This is a genomic window from Streptomyces sp. NPDC013187, from assembly GCF_042899705.1.
In the GTDB taxonomy this organism is placed as follows: Bacteria; Actinomycetota; Actinomycetes; order Streptomycetales; family Streptomycetaceae; genus Streptomyces; species Streptomyces hawaiiensis_A.
The window spans coordinates 360,322-379,807 of the sequence record NZ_JBIBAF010000002.1 but is presented as its reverse complement, the minus strand read 5'-3'; the positions used below and the strand labels follow the sequence as shown (position 1 = coordinate 379,807).

Below are 19,486 nucleotides of genomic sequence, written 5' to 3'. Positions count from 1 at the left end.
AAAGGCGGCGTCAAGAGTTCCGGCAGAGGTCAGTGGAACCAGAAGAGCAGGGTGTCAGGGTTCGTCCCGAGCTGCCGCGCCCCCTCCCACTCCTCCGCCTCGAAGCGCAGAGCCTCGGCGAACCGGCGGGCCGGACCACGGAATTCGGGGTCGAGGCGATCGAGCACGCGCCCGTAGGCATCGGCCAGGGCGGCGGCCCGCCGGGCCGGCAGGGTGCCGATCGCGGGCACCGCGTCGCCGGGGTGCGGCAGCCGCAGCGGCGGACCGCTGAACAGGAACGTGCCCGGGAGCAGGTCGGACGGTACGCCGTGCCGGGCCAGTTCGTCGTCCATGGCGTGGAACCAGGCCGGTCGGCGCCAGGTGCCGAGGTCGGTCGGGTCGGAGAAGTGCGCCGCCACGGCCTGGTAGAAGGCGTAGCTGTACGCCGGACAGAGGTCGGTGCTCGGGGTGCCGTCGATCAGCTCGTCCAGGGCCCGGCTGATGGAGACGTCCAGGGCGATGCCCTGCTCCCGGAAGCGGGCGTCGGTCCGCTCGCACTCCGTGCGCACCCGGGCGAGCGTGCGCTCCTGCTGCGCGGTCCGCTCCACCGCCGTGAGCAGCCGCACCACCGTTCTCATGTCGCCGGTGCTCATCTCCAGGCAGTAGCCCACCGCTGCGTTTCCCTTCACCCGTTCGCCGGACACCGGCCTCCATGATCGGGGACGGGGGAACGGCCCCGGACCGAGAAGTCGGGGGCCGTTCGATCATGCTGGGTTATGGCGGATCAGCCGACGTCGGACGGGTCGAGACGGTAGACGGCCGACCCGGACCCTGACGACGAGCCGGAGTTGGACATTCCGGAGTTGGACATTGACGAGGAGCCGGTGCCTGACGAGGAGCCGGAGCCGGAGCCGGAGTCGGAGTCGGAGTCGGAGCCCGAGCCCGAGCCGGAGTCGGAGCCGGCGCCGGAGGCCGGGTCCCCACTCGTGCCGGTGCTGTAGTCGCTCTCCTTCACCGCCGTGCCGTGCTTCTGCACCCACGCCGTGACCTCGGAGCCGACGGTGGAGCTCCCACCCGGGCCGCCGCCCATGCCACCGCCGAGCTGGACATAGTGCAGTTCGCCCTTCTTCACCAGCTCCTTGAGCTTGGCGAGCGTCATCGCCTTGTCGCTGCCGGACCAGCCCCACATGGAGATGACGGGCTCCCCGCTGCTCAGGATGAGCTGGGCGGCACTCTGCGAACTCGGCACCGCCAGCAGCCACTCGGCGCCGTCCTGGTGCTTCTTCAGGTATGCGATCAGCTCGCTGCTCGCGCCGCCGCCCCCCATGCCGCCCCGGCCCATGCCACCACCGCTGCCGGAGCCCGTGCCGGCCGGGGGCGTGTCGCCGGAGCCGCCCGCCCCTTCGGGCGCCTGCCCGCTCTGCCCACCCGACGGCGTCCCACCCGACGGCGTCCCACCCGACGGCGTCCCACCCGACGGCGTCCCGCCCGACGGCGTCCCGCCCGACGGCGTCCCGCCCGACGGCGTCCCGCCCGACGGCGTCCCGCCCGACGGCGTCCCGCCCGACGGAATTCCGCCATCGGGGAAGCCCTCACCGGGGAAGCCGCCACCGGCCTGGGCATCGCCACCCTGCCGGGCGCCGCCGCCCGGCAGCTCCCCGCCACCGGCACCGCCCGGGAAGCCCCGGCCGCCCCCGCCCCCGGGCCCGCCGAAGCCGCTGCCCGTGGTCGGTCCTGCCGTCGGGTTCGTACCGCCCATGCCGCCGCCCGCCCCCGACGAGGGCACCGACCAGGCGTACGCGGCCGGGCCCGCCACCGCCGCGACGACCGCGGCCGTGACCGACACCGCCAGCAGCCGCGGCCGCAGTCCCGGGGCGCCGGAACGGAACACGAACAGGCCGACCACGGCCAGCGCCATCACGACGAGTACGGCCGGCCACAGCCAGGTGTTCCAGCCGGAGGCGCGCCGCAGCAGCACCGCCGCCCAGAGGGCCGTGACACCCAGGGCGAGCGGCAGCACCCACACCCACCGCCGGTCGGACCGGAACGCCCGCAGCAGCAGCACCCCGCCCCCTCCGCACAGCGCCGCGATGCCCGGGGCGAGTGCGGTCGTGTAGTACGGGTGCATGGTGCCCTCGGCCAGGGCGAAGGTCAGGTAGTGCAGCAGGGTCCAGCCGCCCCAGAGCAGGAGCGCGGCCCGGGTGGGGTCCGTGCGCGGGGCGCGGCCGCACAGCACCAGGCCGCCGACGAACGCGATGCCCGCGAAGGGGATCAGCCAGGAGATCTGACCGCCGAGGATGTCGTTGAACATCCTGCCGAGACCCGCGGTGCCGGAGAAGCCGCCGCCCCCGCCGCCCCCGCCGTTGCCCTCGCCGCCGAGGATCCGGCCGAGGCCGTTGTAGCCCATGATCAGATTCCAGGCGGTGCCGTCAGTCGAGCCACCGATGTACGGCCGCTCCGATGCGGGGACCAGCGACACGGCCGCGGCCCACCAGAAGCTGGAGACGGCCAGCACCACCGCGGCGAGGCACAGGTTCACGATCCGCTTCACCACCGCCGGCCTCGCCGCGTAGAGATGGACCACGAACACGGCGGGCAGCGCGATGTACCCCTGCAGCATCTTGGTGTTGAAGGCGAGCCCGAAGCAGGCCGCCGAGCCGAGCAGCGGCAGCAGCCGGCCGTCGCGCGTCGCACGCAGGGCGAGAGCCGCACCGGCCACCATCAGGAACACGAGCAGGGTGTCGGGGTTGTTGTCCCGGTTGATGGCGACCGTGATCGGGGTCAGGGCCAGGACGAGTGCCGCGACGGCTGCCGCCGCGTGCCCGAACACCCGCTTCACACCGGAGTGCAGGATCCAGATGGTGGCCAGCGCGGCCACGATCATCGGTGCCATCATCTGCCAGGTGCCGTAGCCGAAGACCCGGCAGGACAGGCCCATGACCATCAGCGCGAGCGGCGGCTTGTCGACGGTGAGGAAGTTCCCGGCGTCCAACGAGCCGAAGAACCAGGCCTTCCAGCTCTCGGTGCCGCTCAGTACGGCGGCGCTGTAGAAGCTGTTGAGGCCGGATCCGGACAGGTTCCAGGAGTACAGCACCGCCGCCAGGGCGAGGATCGCGAGCAGCGCGGGGAGGGACCAACGCGGCGCGGGGGCGGCGTCCGGCGGGGCCGGCGGGGACTCGGCGGCTCGGAGCTGGGGTTCGGTGGCAGAGGTCACCCCAGCATGGTGGGGAGCTCCGGTGGGAGGCCGCTGTGCCGAACCTGGCCGCCGCCTGTGAATCCGGGTGGCTCCCGATAACGACTCGTACAAGCTCTCGCCGTCCATGCAACCTTTCGACCGTGTCCGCGAGTCAAGGGGGGCATGACTTCTGGGATATCCCGCCGCGCGCGAGTGCTGGCAGCGGCCGTGGGTACCGGCGTGCTCGTGCCGCTCACAGCCGCCGCCACGCCTGCCTCCGCCGCCCCGCCGGCCGTGACCTGCACGTCGGCCAAGGCCGGGCTGGCCACCAAGCTGAAGAAGGACATCACCGCCGCGCTGGCCACCCGCAAGGGCACGGTCGCCGTCGGCCTCCACGACCGCAGCACCAACACCACCTGCACGCTGCGCGCGAGCTCCGCCTACGACTCGGCCAGCGTCGTCAAGGTCACCGTCCTCGCCACGCTGCTGTGGGACGCGAAGAAATCGAACCGGTACCTCACCGACCGCGAGCACAGCCTCGCCAAGGCGATGATCACCAAGTCGGACAACGCGGCGACCTCCACCCTGTGGAAGCAGCTCGGCATGACGAAGATCAAGAACTTCCTCGCGGCCGCCGGCATGACGCAGACCAAGCCCGGAGCGAACGGCTACTGGGGCCTGACCCAGATCACCGTCACCGACGAGCAGAAGCTGCTGAAGCTCCTCACCGCCAAGAACGCGGTCCTGAGCGACAACTCCCGGGCCTACATCCTCAAGCTGATGGGCCAGGTCGTGTCGTCCCAGCGCTGGGGCACCCCGTACGGCGTGCCCTCGGGCGTCACCGTGGCCGTCAAGAACGGCTGGCTGCAGCGCTCCACCAACGGGTGGCGGGTGCACAGCGTCGGCGCGTTCAAGGGCGGCGGCCACGATTACGTGATGACGGTGCTCACCCACGGCAACAGCACGATGAACTACGGCATCGCCACCATCCAGGCCGTGGCCAAGGTCATCCACAAGGATCTTGCGGCGAGCTGAGACCACCGGCCCGGTCCCACCGGACCGGCGAGTACTCACTCCGCCCTCCGTACGGCGGGTCGGCGGCGGTCACGTGCCTGACCGCTGCCGGACCCGCCCGGGTGCGGATGTACAGCGCCTGTCTTCACCCAGAGGTGACGTTCAGTGGGTGCGGATCCACCACTGCACCAGGGCGTACGCGATCGGACCGGACGAGCCGGCCAGGCTGAAGGCGGCGCGAAGGGCCGTCCGGTACAGCAAGCTTCGTGGAGCCCGGCGGGCACGTGGGGCGTCGGTGTCACGGTTGGTGTGGTCGGTCATGGAGCAGTCTCCTGATCACCATGTGAGTCGGATCGGACCGCCGGGCCCGGCGTTGCTGTGACTCTTTCCTCCACTGGCGGGCGGTGTCCTCGATCGCGGGTGCGGCGGGCGGAGTGCGGGCTACGCTGCCGGTCAGACCCATCTCCGGCCGATGGACGCCGCGCCCGCCGCGGGCACGAGCGGGCTGGAGCGGCGAAGGAAGGGGCGGCCCGGGTGGGAGCCCAGAAGCGGGAATTACACGCGCGGCTGCGCGGGCTGCGCGAGAGAGCCGAAACTGCCCGCAAGGCCGCGGCCAAGTCCGCCAGTCAGGCAGCTCTACAACACACGGTGCGCGAGAGCGGCCTGCCGGGAGCGCAGGAGTTCAACGGGAAGCGGACCAGTGACTGGGCGCCCGAAGAGGTCGAACGGTTCAAGGTGCCCGGGTCCGACAGCGACGACGCGCTCATCGCGTTGATCCACGTGTGGTCACGGTGGGCGGGCGAGCCGCCGGACGAGCGTTGGTGGCGCCGGCAGGTGGAGCTGGCTCGGCGGGAACAGGCGCGTGAACGCCCTGGTGGGCCGGCCTGGAAAGTGCGGGCCGAGCAGGCTATGTACTGGTGGCAGGTTCGGCGTATTGCCCCGAAGCAGCTACTGGACCGTGAGGACGAGCTGGCCGAACTCGCCCGTTTCTGCACTGCCGAGGACTCTTCGTCCTACAGCTGGTGGCGGGCGCCCAAGTGGTCCGGCAAAACCGCGTTGATGGCGTGGTTCGCGCTGCACCCGCCCCCTGAAGTCCAGGTGGTGCCCTTCTTCGTGACCGCACGTTATGCGGCCCAGAACGACCGCACTGCCTTCACCGAGATAGTGATGGGCCAGTTGGCCGGCCTGCTGGGGGAGGACCTGGTCTCCCAGTACCTGACTGACACGGCCCGCGAGCCGTACTACCTGGATCTGCTGGACCGTGCGGCTGCACTGTGCGGTGAGGCCGGGACGCGCTTGGTGCTGCTGGTCGACGGCCTCGACGAGGACCGAGGCGTGACCAGCAGGCCGGATGCGCACAGCATCGCCGCCCTGCTGCCCGACCCGGTGCCGGCCAATCTCCGCATTCTGGTTGCCAGCCGCAACAACCCCCCGCCCCCTGACGATGTGCCGAGAAGGCATCCGCTGTACGACCCGTCGATCATTCGCATCCTGGGCACTTCAAGGCACGCGCATGACATCCAGGGCGACCTCGAGCGGGAGCTCAAACGCCTGCTGAACGGCACCCAGTTGGAGCAGGACCTGCTGGGACTGATCACGGCCGCCGGCGGTGGTCTGAGCGCAGCGGATCTCGCGGAACTCGTCGACGTGAGCGCCTGGACGGTGAGGAACCACCTGCACACGGTGGCCGGACGAACCTTCGAGCCGCGCGAGAGCCGGTGGCGTCCGCACGATGGGCACGAGGTCTACATCCTGGGCCATGAGGAACTCCAGGTCACTGCGGAGCAGGCCTTCGGCACGTCGCTGAAGCGCTACCACGACCGGATCCACACCTGGGCCGACGGCTACCGTCTGAGTTCGTGGCCCCAGAACGCCCCCGAGTACCTCTTCAGCGGTTACTTCGGGCTGCTGCGCGCTCACGACGACGTGGAGCGGCTCATCGACCTGACGCGCGACGCCGCACGCCACGAACGCATGCTCGACCTCACTGGCAGCGACGCGGCGGCCCTGGCCGAACTCACCACCGTCCGCGACATGATCCTCGACCGTTCGCGTCCCGACACCCATGTCCTGGCCCTGGCTCGGATCGCCGGCCGTCTGGACCGCCTGGAGCACCGCAACGACCGCATCCCGACGAATCTGCCCGCCCTGTGGGCGAAACTGGGGTACGTCGCCCGCGCTGAGGCCCTCGCTCGTGCGATCAACGACCCTCGGGCCCAGACAGACGCCCTGGTCGCCGTCGCCCAGGTGGTCGCCGTCGGAGACCCGGGTGAAGCGGAGAGCTTCGCCTCCTCCATCGACGACCCCGTACAGCGTCGCAACGTCCTCAACGCGGTGGTGCACACCGTGGCCGCCCACAACCCCTCCCTCGCCGCGGAGATAGCGCGCAGGATCGGCACGCGCCTGGAACACGAGGCAGGAGTGGCTACGACGCGCGCCGTCGCGCGGGGCGGCGATCCCGACCGTGCCGAGCACCTGGCCCGCTCCATCGATGATCCGCACTACCGCGACAGAGCGCTGGCCGAACTGGCGCGCGCAGTGGCTGCCACGGACCCCAAACGAGCCGAGAGCTTGGCCGCGGCTCTTTCCGACCAGGGCCTTCGGCTGCAAACCCTCAGTCAAGTGGTGCAGGCCCTGGCCGCTGCCGGACACGTCCACGACGCCGAGCTGCTTGCCCACGCAACGCGCAGGAACATTGCCGACATCACCGATACGGTCGTTCGCTCACGGGTCCAGACGGCCTACGGCCACGCTGCCAGCGGGGTGGCGGGAGCCCTGGCAGCAGCCGGTGATCCGGACCGAGCCCTGCACTTCGCCAGAGCCAACGCGAAGTCTCTGTTCGCGGGCACCATTCACACTGCCGTCGCCTCCGCGGTGGCGGCCAAAGGAAACCCCGAGCTCGCTCAGGAGATCATCGACACCTTCCGGACGAGCGAGGAGAAGTGGCGTGCCTATGCCGAAGTGGCGCGCGCAACAGCCGCCGTCGACCCCGACCGGGCGGAGATCTTCGCCCGTGCCATCACCGAACCGCAGCTCCAGGCCAGGACACTGGCCGGGGTCGCCGGAGCCGTGGCTGCCTCAGGCGATCCCGAGCGGGCCACCGCCCTCGCGGAAGCGATAGAGGACACAGATGCCAAGGCCCAGGCTTTGATCGGCGTGGCATCGGCGATGACCACGGCCGGCGACACCGAGGCGGCCGAGAGACTGGCACGCAAAGTGGAAGCCCTCGTGCGCACGGTCACTCCTCCCCAAGCCCACGCACTCTTGGCCATGACCAGGGCAGTGGCCGCCGCCGGAGACGCGGATCTGGCGGAAGCCCTGGCCCACACCATGGGTCTGCCCCGAGAACGCGGCGAAGCCCTGATCGCCGTAGCAGCTGCCCGGGCGGCGGCGGGAGAGATCGACCGCGCCATGGATCTCGTCGACTCCATCGCATACGCGGATTACCGGGGGGAGGCGCACATTGCGGCGGCTGCTTCCGCGGCCGCCAAGGAACCCGAGCGCTCACTGGAACTGGTGCGCTCCCTCGGCGAGCCATGGCGCCGGCATGAGGCTCTGATCGAAGTGATCCGGAAAATGACACCCCACGACCCGTCCCGCGCACAACGGCTGGTGGATCAACTGCCTTTCACCGATCTCAAGGCCGAGGGCCTGGCCGTCCTGGTGGAGGAACTGGCCCCTCTGGACCTTGCCCATGCTCGCTCTCTGAGCGCGACACTGGACGATCTGGCCTGCGCGACCCACGACAGAGCCCGTCGCAGCCCGGCGCTGATCGCAGCGGCACGCGCTACCTCCGCCACCGGAGACATCGATCGTGCCGAGACCGTGGCCGGGCTCATCACCAACCTCAAACAACGGTGGCAGGCGTTGGTATGGGTCGCCGGAGCCACGGCCAAGGCAGGACGGACAAGCCGTGCCCTGAAGATCGTCGACACGATTGCGCACCCGGCGCTCCACCGGCAGGCCATGATCCAGGTGGCGTGCGGAGCGGCAGGCGCGGGGAAGCTCGATCAAGCAGTGTCCATCGCGCAGGACATATCCGACCCGCTGCAGCAGGCGATCGGGCTGGCAACGGTCGCGTCCGAGACGGACACCGACACCGCGAGAAGTCTGATCACGCCGATCCTGGCGACGTCGCATTGGACAACGGCGCTGGTCGCCCTGCCGAAGATCGACGTTGCCGCTCTGATCGCTCTGGCACACGAGTGGCTCCCAGGTCCGACTTCTGCTCCCGGGGGTAGCTGAGGTGAGTGGCCGACGGGCCCGCCCAGCGCACGTCCGGCTGCCCCGAGGCCCGGCCGCCGCACCGGCAGCGTCCGGCCCCACCCGAAAACCCGCGGCAATTGTCACGGCGGGATGAAATCCGCTCCCGATCGCGTTGGTGCCTTCCGGCAGCTCAGGACGACTGGAAGGTACCGGCGTGACACCGAAACGGGGATGGGCACGACGACTGTGGGCCTATGCGTGGCGCCACCCGAAGGACGTCGTACTCGCCCTCGGCTCCTCACTGGCCGGCATGGCCGTCATGGCGCTCGTCCCCCTGATCACCAAGGTGATCATCGACGACGTCATCAGCGAACACACCAGGGACATGACCACCTGGGCCGGGCTGCTCATCGCCGCCGCGCTGATCGTCTACGTGCTGACCTACGTCCGTCGCTACTACGGCGGCCGCCTCGCCCTCGACGTCCAGCACGACCTGCGGACGGAGATGTACGGCACGATCACCCGGCTCGACGGCCGACGCCAGGACGAGCTGTCCACCGGCCAGGTCGTCGGCCGCGCCACCAGCGACCTCCAGCTGATCCAGGGCCTGCTCTTCATGCTCCCGATGACCATCGGGAACTTCATGCTCTTCCTGATCTCGCTGGTGATCATGGCGTGGCTGTCCGTGCCGCTCACCCTGGTCGCCCTGGCCGTGGCGCCCGCCCTGTGGTGGATCGCCAAGCGCAGCCGGACCCGGTTGCACCCCTCCACCTGGTACGCCCAGGCCCAGGCCGCCGCCGTCGCGGGCGTGGTCGACGGCGCCGTCAGCGGCGTCCGCGTGGTGAAGGGCTTCGGCCAGGAGGAGCAGGAGACCGGCAAGCTCCGGGAGGTCGGCCGCCGGCTGTTCGCGGGACGGCTGCGCACCATCCGCCTGAACTCGGTCTACACCCCGGCCCTGCAGGCCGTCCCCGCGCTCGGCCAGGTCGCGATGCTGGCCCTCGGCGGCTGGCTGGCGGTGCGCGGGCACATCACGCTCGGCACGTTCGTCGCCTTCTCCACCTACCTCGCCCAGCTGGTCGGCCCGGTCCGCATGCTCGCGGTGGTGCTCACCGTCGGCCAGCAGGCCCGGGCCGGCACCGAGCGCGTCCTGGAGCTGATCGACACCGAGCCGTCCATCGAGGACGGCCACAGGGACCTGCCCGCCGACGCCCCCGCGACGGTCGAGTTCGACGACGTCTCCTTCGGCTACGACGCCGACCACCCCGTCCTCGACGGGCTGAGCTTCGAGATCCGCCCGGGCGAGACCCTCGCCGTGGTCGGTTCCTCCGGTTCCGGCAAGTCCACGGTCTCCCTGCTGCTGCCGCGCTTCTACGACGTCAGCCGCGGGGCCGTCCTGGTCGGCGGCCACGACGTGCGCGAGCTGTCCCTTCAGTCCCTGCGGGCGGCGATCGGGCTGGTCCCGGAGGACTCGTTCCTCTTCTCCGACACGGTCCGCGCCAACATCGCCTACGGCCGTCCGGACGCGACCTTCGAGGAGATCGAGAAGGCCGCCCGCGCAGCCCAGGCGGACCGTTTCATCACCGAGCTGCCCGAGGGCTACGACACCACGGTCGGCGAGCACGGCCTCACCCTCTCGGGCGGACAGCGCCAGCGCGTCGCCCTCGCCCGAGCCATCCTCAGCGACCCGCGCCTGCTGGTCCTGGACGACGCCACCTCCGCCGTGGACGCGCGGGTCGAGCACGAGATCCACGAGGCCCTGAAGGGCGTCATGCGGGGCCGCACCACCCTGCTCATCGCCCACCGCCGCTCCACCCTGAACCTCGCCGACCGCATCGCCGTCCTGGACGGCGGCCGGCTCGCCGACATCGGCACCCACGAGGAGCTCCAGGAGCGGTCCGCCCTCTACCGGCGCCTGCTCACCGACCCGGACGAGCTGGGCGCGGTCTCCCCGGGACACACCCCGCCCGCCTGCCCCCAGGAGGACACCTCCGTGAGGGACGAGCTCGACGCCGAGTTCGACGCCGAGCGCGGGGTCACCCCGAGGCTGTGGACCGGCGACCGCGAGCGCAAGGACACCGCCCTCGCGGAGAGCCCCGCCACCCCCGAGCTGCTCGCCCAGGTCGAGGCGCTGCCCCCGGCCACCGACGTACCGGACGTCGACGAGGCGAAGGCCGTCCAGCCGGAGGACTCCTACGGCCTGCGCCGGCTGCTGCGCGGCTTCGGACTGCCGCTGCTGATCAGCCTCGCCCTGGTCGCGACCGACGCGGGCATGGGCCTGCTGCTGCCGGTGCTGATCCGGCACGGCATCGACTCGGGCGTCACCGAGGCCGCGCTCGGCGCCGTGTGGGCGGCGGCCCTGCTGGGGCTGCTGACGGTGGTCGTGCAGTGGGCGGCCCAGATCGGCGAGATCCGGATGACCGGGCGCACCGGCGAGCGGGTCCTGTACTCGCTCCGGCTGAAGATCTTCTCCCAGCTCCAGCGCCTCGGGCTCGACTACTACGAGCGGGAGCTGACCGGGCGGATCATGACCCGGATGACGACCGACGTCGACGCGCTGTCGACGTTCCTCCAGACGGGCCTGGTCACGGCCTTCGTCTCGGTCGTCACCTTCTTCGGGATCATGGTCGCGCTGCTGGTGATCGACGTGGAGCTGGCGCTGGTCGTCTTCGCGACGCTGCCACCGCTGATCATCGCCACGTTCTTCTTCCGCCGGGCGAGCGTGAAGGCGTACGAGCTGGCCCGCGAACGCGTGTCGGTGGTCAACGCCGACCTCCAGGAGTCGGTGTCCGGGCTGCGGATCGTGCAGGCCTTCCGGCGCGAGCGGGACGGCGGACGGCGGTTCGCCGAGCACAGCCACAGCTACCGTCAGGCCCGCATCCGGGGCCAGTGGCTGATCTCCGTGTACTTCCCGTTCGTGCAGTTCCTGTCGTCGGTGGCCGCGGCGGCCGTGCTGATCGTGGGCGGGGCCCGGGTCGACGACGGGACCCTCGCGATCGGCTCGCTGGTGGCGTACCTGCTCTACATCGACCTGTTCTTCGCGCCCGTGCAGCAGCTCTCCCAGGTCTTCGACGGCTACCAGCAGGCCACCGTCTCGCTGGGCCGCATCCAGGAGCTGCTCCGGGAACCGACCTCGACGAAGTCCGCCGACGAACCCCTGGAGGTCCTGTCGCTGCGCGGCGACATCGCCTTCGAGGACGTGCACTTCGCCTACGGGACCGACGAAGAAGCCCTCGGCGGGGTCGACCTGCGCATCCCGGCCGGACAGACCGTCGCCTTCGTCGGCGAGACCGGCGCGGGCAAGTCGACCCTCGTCAAGCTCGTGGCCCGCTTCTACGACCCCACCGGCGGCCGGGTCACCGTCGACGGCACCGACCTGCGGGCCCTGGACCTCACCTCGTACCGGCACCGTCTGGGGGTCGTCCCGCAGGAGGCGTACCTCTTCCAGGGCACCGTCCGCGACGCCATCGCCTATGGCCGGCCCGACGCCACCGACGCCCAGGTCGAGGCGGCGGCCCGCGCGGTCGGCGCGCACGACATGATCGCCACCCTGGAGGGCGGCTACCTCCACGAGGTCGCCGAGCGCGGGCGCAACCTGTCCGCCGGGCAGCGCCAGCTGATCGCGCTGGCCCGCGCCGAGCTGGTCGACCCGGACGTGCTGCTGCTCGACGAGGCCACGGCCGCCCTGGACCTGGCCACGGAGGCCCAGGTCAACCAGGCCACCGACCGCCTCGCCGGCCGCCGCACGACCCTGGTCGTCGCCCACCGCCTCACCACCGCCGCCCGCGCCGACCGGGTCGTCGTCATGGACCACGGCCGGGTCGCCGAGGACGGCACGCACGAGGAGCTGCTCGCGCGCGGCGGGCGGTACGCGGAGCTGTGGCGGACGTTCATCGGCGCGGAGCCGGAGGAGCCGGTCGGCGCGTCCCGCTGAGCACCCCCGACGGCGTTTCCGTAACGCTCGTGCAACCGTCCGACATACGTCATGCGTCCGTACAGGCGTACGCCGATGGTCGCGCAGGACGCGGTACGGGAGGACGACAGTGCACAGTGGAGCGATACGCCGGCGGCTCGCGCTCGGGCTGGCCGTGCTGACCGCCTCCGGGCTGCTCGCCGTCGCCGCGCCGGGGGAGGCGCAGGCCGCCTCCGCGTACTGTCCCGGCCGCAAGGTCCGCACCCTGCCGTTCTCCACCGGCACCGTGCTCGTCTACAAGCGCGGCGGTTACGTCTGCGCCGTGACCCTCACCAAGAGGCCCGGCGTGAAGCGCAAGATGTCGGTGAGCGTGCAGGCGCGCGGCAACCGGCCGGTCGTCGACGCGGGCAAGTACGCCTACCACGCGGGCCCGGTGATCGTGCACGCCGGGCGCCGCTGCGTCTGGCTCAAGGGCCAGGTCGGCCGGGGGAAGTTCAGCTCCGGCTGGATCCTGTGCTGACCCAGAACTCGATTCTGTGCGCGCAGAGAACACTTCAACTGCGCTGCCGGGCAAGCATCGTTCGTACGAACCTGTAACTTCTGCGTGCAGGGGCCTGGCGGCAACTGACGGTCCCGCGCACTGTCTCAAGGGAGTGGGTCATGGGTTCTCAGATGAAGGCCTTCGGTTTCGGCATGCCGTGGGAGTCGTCGTACGGCTACAGTCAGGCCACCCAGGTCGGTGACACGGTCTACGTGTCGGGGCAGCTGTCCCATGACCGTGACGGCGACTTCGTGGGCGCAGGCGACTTCGAACTGCAGGTCCGCACCACGCTGGAGAATCTGGACCTGGTGCTGACGCAGTTCGGGGCCGAGCGCAGCCAGATAGCGGAGACCACGGTGCTGGTGAGGAACCTGCGGGAGAACTTCGACACGACGGCACGCCTTCACGCCGAGTACTTCGGTGAGCACCGGCCGGCCAGCACGGTCATGGGTGTTTCCGACCTGGCACTGCCGGACCAACTCGTGGAGATCGGCGCGCTCGTGCGTCTCGACGCAAACCCGTAGGCAGGCGCACACAGGGTTTTCCCTATGTCCCCTGGTGCTCCGGTGAGTTGGTCCGCTAGCTTCCGGCGCACATCTGTCTCACAGGGGAGTGCGCATGCGCAAGGCGCTCAGATGGCTGCTGGCGCTCACGGTGCTCATAGGCACACTGGGCACGGCGGGAGCGGCCACCGCCGCCGACGCCGCCGGCACCGACAGCACCACCGACATCAAGGAGAGACTGCTCTCCATACCGGGCATGAGCCTGGTGGAGGAGAAGCCGTACACCGGCTACCGCTTCTTCGTCCTGAACTACACGCAGCCGGTCGACCACCACAAGCCCTCGAAGGGCACGTTCCAGCAGCGCATCACCGTGCTGCACAAGGACGTCTCGCGCCCGACGGTGTTCTTCACCAGCGGCTACAACGTCTCCACGACGCCCCGCCGCAGCGAGCCCACCCAGATCGTGGACGGCAACCAGGTCTCCCTGGAGTACCGCTTCTTCACCCCGTCCCGGCCCGCCCCGGCCGACTGGTCCAAGCTGGACATCTGGCAGGCCGCCAGCGACCAGCACCGCGTCTTCAAGGCGCTCAAGGGCATCTACTCCAAGAAGTGGATCTCCACGGGCGGCTCCAAGGGCGGCATGACCGCCACCTACTACGAGCGCTTCTACCCGCGGGACATGGACGGCGTCGTCGCCTACGTCGCCCCCAACGACGTGGTGAACAAGGAGGACTCGGCCTACGACCGCTTCTTCGCCCGGGTCGGCACCAAGGAGTGCCGCGACCGGCTGAACGCCGTGCAGCGCGAGGCGCTGGTGCGCCGCGAGCCGCTGGAGAAGAAGTACGCCGCCTACGCCGAGGAGAACGGCCTCACCTTCACCACCATCGGCAGCCTGGACAAGGCCTACGAGGCGACCGTCCTGGACTACGTGTGGGGCTTCTGGCAGTACAGCCTGCTGTCCGACTGCGACCAGATCCCGGCCGACGCGAAGAACGCCACCGACGACGCGATCTGGGACTCCGTCGACACGATCTCCGGCTTCTCCGCCTACGCCGACCAGGGCCTGACCACCTACACGCCGTACTACTACCAGGCCGGCACCCAGCTCGGCGCGCCGACCATCCGCTTCCCGCACGTCGAGAAGCAGTACATCCGCTACGGCTACCAGCCGCCCCGGAACTTCGTCCCCCGGGACATCCCGATGAGGTTCCAGCCGTCGGCGATGCGTGACGTGGACACCTGGGTCCGGCACAACGCCCGCCACATGCTGTTCGTCTACGGCCAGAACGACCCGTGGGGCGCGGAGCCGTTCCGCGTCGGCAAGGGCGCGAAGGACTCCTACGTCATGACCGCCCCCGGCATGAACCACGGCGCCAACGTCGCGGGCCTCGTGCCCGAGCAGAAGGCCCTCGCCACCGCCCGCATCCTCGACTGGGCCGGCGTCGCCCCCGGCGCGGTGCAGGCCGACCCGCAGGCGGCGAAGCCGCTGGCGAAGTTCGACGCCAAGCTCGACAAGCGGGACGTGCAGCGCGAGATGACGCTGCGTCCGTAACCGTCCGCCGCATGCACACGACCGCCCCTCACCCCCGGGACCGAGGGGCGGTTCGCATGTTCCTGCGCCCGCGGTGAATGCTCCGTACGGTGACCGGATGGACAGTTCTGTCGTCTTCAACGTCGTGACCACGGCCATCGCCGTCGTCGCAGTGGTGACCTCCATCGTGTTCAGCGCACGGCAGGCCCGCACCGCGAAGCACGCCAACCACATATCGGTGCTGATCGACCTGCTCAGGGAGTTCCGGTCCGCGGAGTTCCACGAACAGCACGACTACGTGTGCACCCGCCTGGGCGCCGAGCACGACCCGGCCGACGGGGTACGCGGACTACCGGCCGAGGCCAAGGCGGCCTTCTGCAGCGTCGTGTACTACTACCAGTCGTTCGCCAACCTCGCCGTCTTCGGTCTGCTCGACCAGACCCTGCTGGTCACGGTCCTGCGCACCCGGATCGTCTCGGTCTGGAAGGCCGTGCGGCCCTTCGTCGAGCGGGAGCGGGCGTTGCGGGGCGAGGGCAGCGAGGGAACCTATCTGTCGACCTTCGAGGAACTGGCCCGACTGGCGGCGGACCTGCCCCCCGAGCACGTCCGCGACCAGATGGCCGAGGCCAGGCGGCGACTGTCACGCAGGGGGCTGATGGGTTGAGGGCGGTGGCCAAGGCCCGCTCACAGCGGCCGGGCGCATCCCACGGGCCGCTTCCCGCCCAGCCGGACGTACAGGGCGGTCGGGCCGGGGCAGTCGGTCCGCTCGGCGACCGCCCGGACCACCTCGTACTGCGGCCGCCGTTCGCCCGTGCCGTCGCAGGCCGTCTCGCGGACCTGCCCGCCCCCGGAGTCGTAGACGCAGTCGCCGACGATCGTGCGCGGCCCGCCCCCGCCGCCCGGGTCACCGGGATGCGGCGGCTGGAGGTTGCGCATGCAGGCGTAGCCCTGGGGGACCGCTCCGTCGCCGTCCTCGTCGGACGCGGGCCGCTGCTCGCTGATGTGCAGCACGAAGTCGGTGGTCGACGGGCAGCGCGGCCCGTCCCGCACCGTGCCGTCGTGCCGTGCCGCGACCCGGGCCGCCGCCCGCTCACCGGTGCACGACACCTCGGTGAAGCTCGTCGTGCCGAACGAGGAGCACTCGCCGATCGCGAGGAACACCGCCCCGTACCCGGAGGGCCGCGTCGGCACCGGCGACACCGTGACGGTGTTCCCGGTCCTGCCGGTCGCCGGCTCGCCCAGCCGGCCGTCCTCCGCCACGCCTCCGGACGGGCTCTGGCAGCCGGTCAGCAGTGCGCCGATCAGGACCAGGAGCCCGAAGACCACCCCCACAACACTTCGCTCGCGCATCGCCGTCCCCCCGAGTGTGCTCGCCCAGCGTGACCTGCCGTAGCGGGCGCACGCCAGGCGGACAGGGTGGTTTGCGCACGTTGGGGGTGGTGCGCGCGGTCCGTGGCGTACGTCTAGTACGACAGCCCGTAGCCGATGGGGTACAGCACCTGCTCCGGATCATCCGCCCGTGGCACCGGCACCGGCAGTTTCCCGCGCGGCCTCACCCGCCCGGCGATCACCCGTGCGGCGGCCCGCAGTTCGACGTCGGTCCAGGAGTAGGTGGCCAGGCAGGCCGGCGCGGACGGCAGCCGGGCCACGTCGTACGGATTGCGGATCGCCACCGCCACCACCGGCCGCCCGGTCGTCACGAGCTGCTCCACCAGCGTCTTCTGGCCGCTGCTCGCGGTGACGTTGTACGTGGCGGCGACCACCGCGTCCGCCTCCCGCGCCGCCGCGACCGCCTTGGCGATGGTCGCGGCGGACGGGGCCGTGCCGGTCGACAGGGCCGTGGCGGTGAAGCCCAGTTCGCTCAGCGCGCCGGCGAGCACCCCCGTGGGCGGGCCGGTCGTGCCCGACGGCGAGGCCGGATCCGCGCCGACCACCAGCACCTTGGGATACCGGCGCCGCGACAGGGGCAGCAGCCGCCCCTCGTTGACGAGCAGCGTGGTGGTCCGCTCGGCGATCCGGTCGGCCGCCGCCAGGTGCGCCCGGGTCCCGACGGTCCGGTCCACTCCGCCTTGGCTGACGTACGGCGAACGGAACAGCCCCAGCTCGGACTTCAGCCGCAGCACCCGCAGGATCGATTCGTCGAGCCGGGCCTCCGTGAGCTCGCCCTCGCGCACCGCCGTCAGGACGGCGTTCCACGCGAGATCCAGGTCGGGCGGGTTGAGCAGCTGGTCCACGCCCGCCTTCAGCGCGAGCACCGGCACCCGGGCGTCGCCGTACTTGGTCCGTACGCCCTCCATGCCGAGGGAGTCGGTGACCACGACCCCGTCGTAGCCGAGGCGTTCGCGCAGGATGCCGGTGAGGATCGGGCGGGAGAGGGTGGCCGGGTCGCCGGAGTCGTCGAGGGCCGGGACCATCAGGTGGGCGGTCATGATCGAGTCGATGCCCGCGGCGATGGCCGCCCGGAACGGCGGCGCGTCCAGCTTCTCCCACAGTTCCCGGCTGTGCGTGATGGTGGGGAAGCCGGTGTGGCTGTCGACGTTGGTGTCGCCGTGCCCGGGGAAGTGCTTGGCGGTCGCGGCGACCCCGGACGCCTGGTACCCGGCGACCTCGGCCGCCACCAGTGCGGCCACCGCCCGCGGGTCGGCACCGAAGGACCGTACGCCGATGACCGGGTTGGCCGGGTTGACGTTCACGTCGGCGACGGGGGAGTAGTCCTGCCGGATCCCCATCGCCCGCAGCTCGGCGCCCGCGATCCGGCCGAGGGTGCGCGCGTCGGACCGTGACCCGCCCGCGCCGACGGCCATGGCGCCCGGGAAGAGCGTGGCGGGTTCGCCCACCCGGGCGACGATCCCGTGCTCCTGGTCGGTGGAGATGAGCACCGGCAGGCCGCGCGGCAGTTCGAGGGAGGCCTTCTGGATGCCGTTGGACAGCTCGGCGATCTGGTGCGGTTCGCGGGTGTTGTGCGCCCAGGTGAAGTAGATGATGCCGCCCACCCGGTACTTCGCCACCAGCTCGGCGGCCGTACGGACCCCGATCTCCTTGAGGTTGGCGTCGATGTCGGCCTGGTCGGGGGCGGTGGCGGAGTGGCCGTAGACCCGCATGACGAAGAGCTGGCCGACCTTCTCCTCGAGCGTCATGCGGGAGACGAGGGCGCGCAGCCGCCTGTCGTCCGGGGCGGCTGCGTGCGCGGGCCCGGCGGCCGCGAGGGCGGCGGTGACGCCGGCCGTGGCGGCGAGGACGGTACGTCTGGAGGGCTGGGCGGTGTTTCCCGTGCTTCCCGTGCCGGTGTCGTGCACGTGCGCTCCTTCCGGAGGTGATCCGTTCGGATCCACTGAAGGAAACTTCCAAGAAGTCACGAATATCCGGGAAGTTTCTGCCGGTCAAGGGAACGCGCAGCAACGCTCGGGGGCCGCCACCGGCGCGGTAGGAGGGGGACGCGCCGATGGCGGCGGGTGCCGCCGGCCGCGGTACGGCGGAGAGGGTGGTCAGCGATCGCAGCCAGTGGCGAGGGCCGACACCGCACCGTGGTGACTCTCCGACGGCCTGCGATTGGACGGCGCCGGTCCGCCCCGGGTTCCCGACTCGGCCCGGATTTCCGCACATCGGTACGCAGGGGGAACCAGCAGGTCAACGAGGCGGATGAGCCGCCACTTTCGGCCACTGCTCGCCGAGCACCCGTACGGTTTCCGCGATGGCCGGACGCCGGGCCGCCCCCGTCCGCCACAGCGCGTACAGCCGCCGCACCGGCATCGGGTCGAGCGGCACCTCCACCACCCCGGCGGGCAGCGGACCGCGCCCGAGCCGCGGGATGAGCGCGACACCGAGCCCGGCCGCGACCAGGGCCACGAGGGTGGGATTCTCGTCGGCCTGGTGGACGATGTCCGGCTCGTGCCCGGCCGTGCGCAGCGTCCGCAGCAGCCAGTCGTGGCAGACCCGCCCCGGCGGCTGGCAGATCCACCGCTCCCCGCCCAGCTCCTCCCGCCGTACGGCGGACCGTCCGGCGAACGGGTGCCCCTCGGGGACGAGCAGGTCGCACAGGTCGTTGCCGATGACCGCCTGCTCCAAGCCGGGCGGGGCGGGCAACGGCGCGATGTCCCAGTCGTGCGCGACGGCGAGGTCGACGGCACCCTTCGCCACCAGGTCGACGGACAGATGCGGGTCGACCTCCGACAGCCGGGCGTCCAGGGCGGGATGCCGGCGGCTCAGCTCGGCCAGCACCCCCGGCATCAGCCCGCGTGCCGCCGACGCGAACGCGGCGACGGTCAGCCGCCCCGAAGGCCGGCCCCGGCGCTCCTCCAGCTCGGTCTCGGCGCGCTCCACGATGGCCAGCAACTCCTGTGCGGCCACCACCAGTTGACGGGCCTCGTCGGTGAGCCGGACGCCCCGGCCCTCTCGCTCCAGCAGGACGGTCCGGGTCTCCCGTTCCAGCTTGGCGATCTGCTGGGACACCGCGGAGGGCGTGTACCCGAGCGCGAGCGCGGCGGCGCCGACGGTGCCGTGCACGGAGACGGCGTGCAGGGCGCGCAGGCGCTGGAGGTCGAGCACGGTATGCCTCTTTCTGCTGAGCGGACCGCTCAAGGTTTGCTAAGTGATGCTTCATCCAACCATGCAGCAATGATCGCTGGTG

General features: G+C 71.1%; 13 protein-coding genes. 7 read left to right on the top strand and 6 right to left on the bottom strand.

Annotated features, from left to right (window positions below; translation table 11 throughout):
- Window positions 1-29: 29 nt before the first annotated feature.
- Together ACFY5B_RS04840 and ACFY5B_RS04835 are read right to left on the bottom strand one after the other, a co-directional pair.
- On the bottom strand, window positions 30-683 hold the full coding sequence (locus ACFY5B_RS04840; RefSeq protein WP_389964545.1) for a hypothetical protein: 654 nt from the start codon (window positions 681-683) through the stop codon (window positions 30-32).
- A gap of 80 nt (window positions 684-763) precedes the next feature.
- A complete protein-coding gene (locus ACFY5B_RS04835) occupies window positions 764-3,193 on the bottom strand; it encodes a glycosyltransferase family 39 protein (protein WP_389964542.1) in 2,430 nt (809 codons plus the stop codon).
- 144 nt (window positions 3,194-3,337) lie between these two features.
- On the opposite strand from ACFY5B_RS04835, the gene ACFY5B_RS04830 reads away from it, so the two are divergent.
- Window positions 3,338-4,189 (top strand): serine hydrolase, encoded by an 852-nt coding sequence (locus tag ACFY5B_RS04830; RefSeq protein WP_389964539.1) that lies wholly within the window; start codon window positions 3,338-3,340, stop codon window positions 4,187-4,189.
- A gap of 141 nt (window positions 4,190-4,330) precedes the next feature.
- Here the strand turns inward: ACFY5B_RS04830 and ACFY5B_RS04825 are convergent, their stop codons facing one another.
- Window positions 4,331-4,489 carry a hypothetical protein gene (locus tag ACFY5B_RS04825; RefSeq protein ID WP_389964536.1) on the bottom strand — a complete coding sequence of 53 codons (159 nt, stop codon included), beginning with the start codon at window positions 4,487-4,489 and terminating at the stop codon, window positions 4,331-4,333.
- A gap of 213 nt (window positions 4,490-4,702) precedes the next feature.
- Here ACFY5B_RS04825 and ACFY5B_RS04820 point away from each other — a divergent pair, with 213 nt between their 5' ends.
- From ACFY5B_RS04820 to ACFY5B_RS04795, 6 genes are all read left to right on the top strand, one after another.
- The gene (locus tag ACFY5B_RS04820; protein ID WP_389964533.1) at window positions 4,703-8,413 is read left to right on the top strand and encodes a hypothetical protein; all 3,711 of its coding nucleotides are present in this window, start codon (window positions 4,703-4,705) and stop codon (window positions 8,411-8,413) included.
- Window positions 8,414-8,588: 175 nt separating this feature from the next.
- The gene (locus tag ACFY5B_RS04815; protein WP_389964530.1) at window positions 8,589-12,305 is read left to right on the top strand and encodes an ABC transporter ATP-binding protein; all 3,717 of its coding nucleotides are present in this window, start codon (window positions 8,589-8,591) and stop codon (window positions 12,303-12,305) included.
- A 109-nt stretch (window positions 12,306-12,414) separates the two neighbouring features.
- A complete protein-coding gene (locus ACFY5B_RS04810; protein ID WP_389964527.1) occupies window positions 12,415-12,804 on the top strand; it encodes a hypothetical protein in 390 nt (129 codons plus the stop codon).
- A gap of 140 nt (window positions 12,805-12,944) precedes the next feature.
- On the top strand, window positions 12,945-13,349 hold the full coding sequence (locus tag ACFY5B_RS04805; RefSeq protein WP_389964524.1) for a RidA family protein: 405 nt from the start codon (window positions 12,945-12,947) through the stop codon (window positions 13,347-13,349).
- Window positions 13,350-13,443: 94 nt separating this feature from the next.
- Window positions 13,444-14,880, top strand: a complete 1,437-nt coding sequence (locus tag ACFY5B_RS04800) for a S28 family serine protease (RefSeq protein ID WP_389964521.1) — start codon at window positions 13,444-13,446, stop codon at window positions 14,878-14,880.
- A 97-nt stretch (window positions 14,881-14,977) separates the two neighbouring features.
- Window positions 14,978-15,523 carry a hypothetical protein gene (locus ACFY5B_RS04795; protein WP_389964518.1) on the top strand — a complete coding sequence of 182 codons (546 nt, stop codon included), beginning with the start codon at window positions 14,978-14,980 and terminating at the stop codon, window positions 15,521-15,523.
- A 20-nt stretch (window positions 15,524-15,543) separates the two neighbouring features.
- Here the strand turns inward: ACFY5B_RS04795 and ACFY5B_RS04790 are convergent, their stop codons facing one another.
- The 3 genes from ACFY5B_RS04790 to ACFY5B_RS04780 all read right to left on the bottom strand — a co-directional run bounded on the left by ACFY5B_RS04790 (window position 15,544) and on the right by ACFY5B_RS04780 (window position 19,404).
- The gene (locus tag ACFY5B_RS04790) at window positions 15,544-16,209 is read right to left on the bottom strand and encodes a hypothetical protein (protein ID WP_389964515.1); all 666 of its coding nucleotides are present in this window, start codon (window positions 16,207-16,209) and stop codon (window positions 15,544-15,546) included.
- A gap of 113 nt (window positions 16,210-16,322) precedes the next feature.
- Window positions 16,323-18,155, bottom strand: a complete 1,833-nt coding sequence (locus ACFY5B_RS04785; RefSeq protein ID WP_389964512.1) for a glycoside hydrolase family 3 protein — start codon at window positions 18,153-18,155, stop codon at window positions 16,323-16,325.
- A 331-nt stretch (window positions 18,156-18,486) separates the two neighbouring features.
- Window positions 18,487-19,404, bottom strand: coding sequence for a LysR family transcriptional regulator (locus tag ACFY5B_RS04780; protein WP_389964509.1), 918 nt, complete (start codon window positions 19,402-19,404; stop codon window positions 18,487-18,489).
- Window positions 19,405-19,486: the final 82 nt, after the last annotated feature.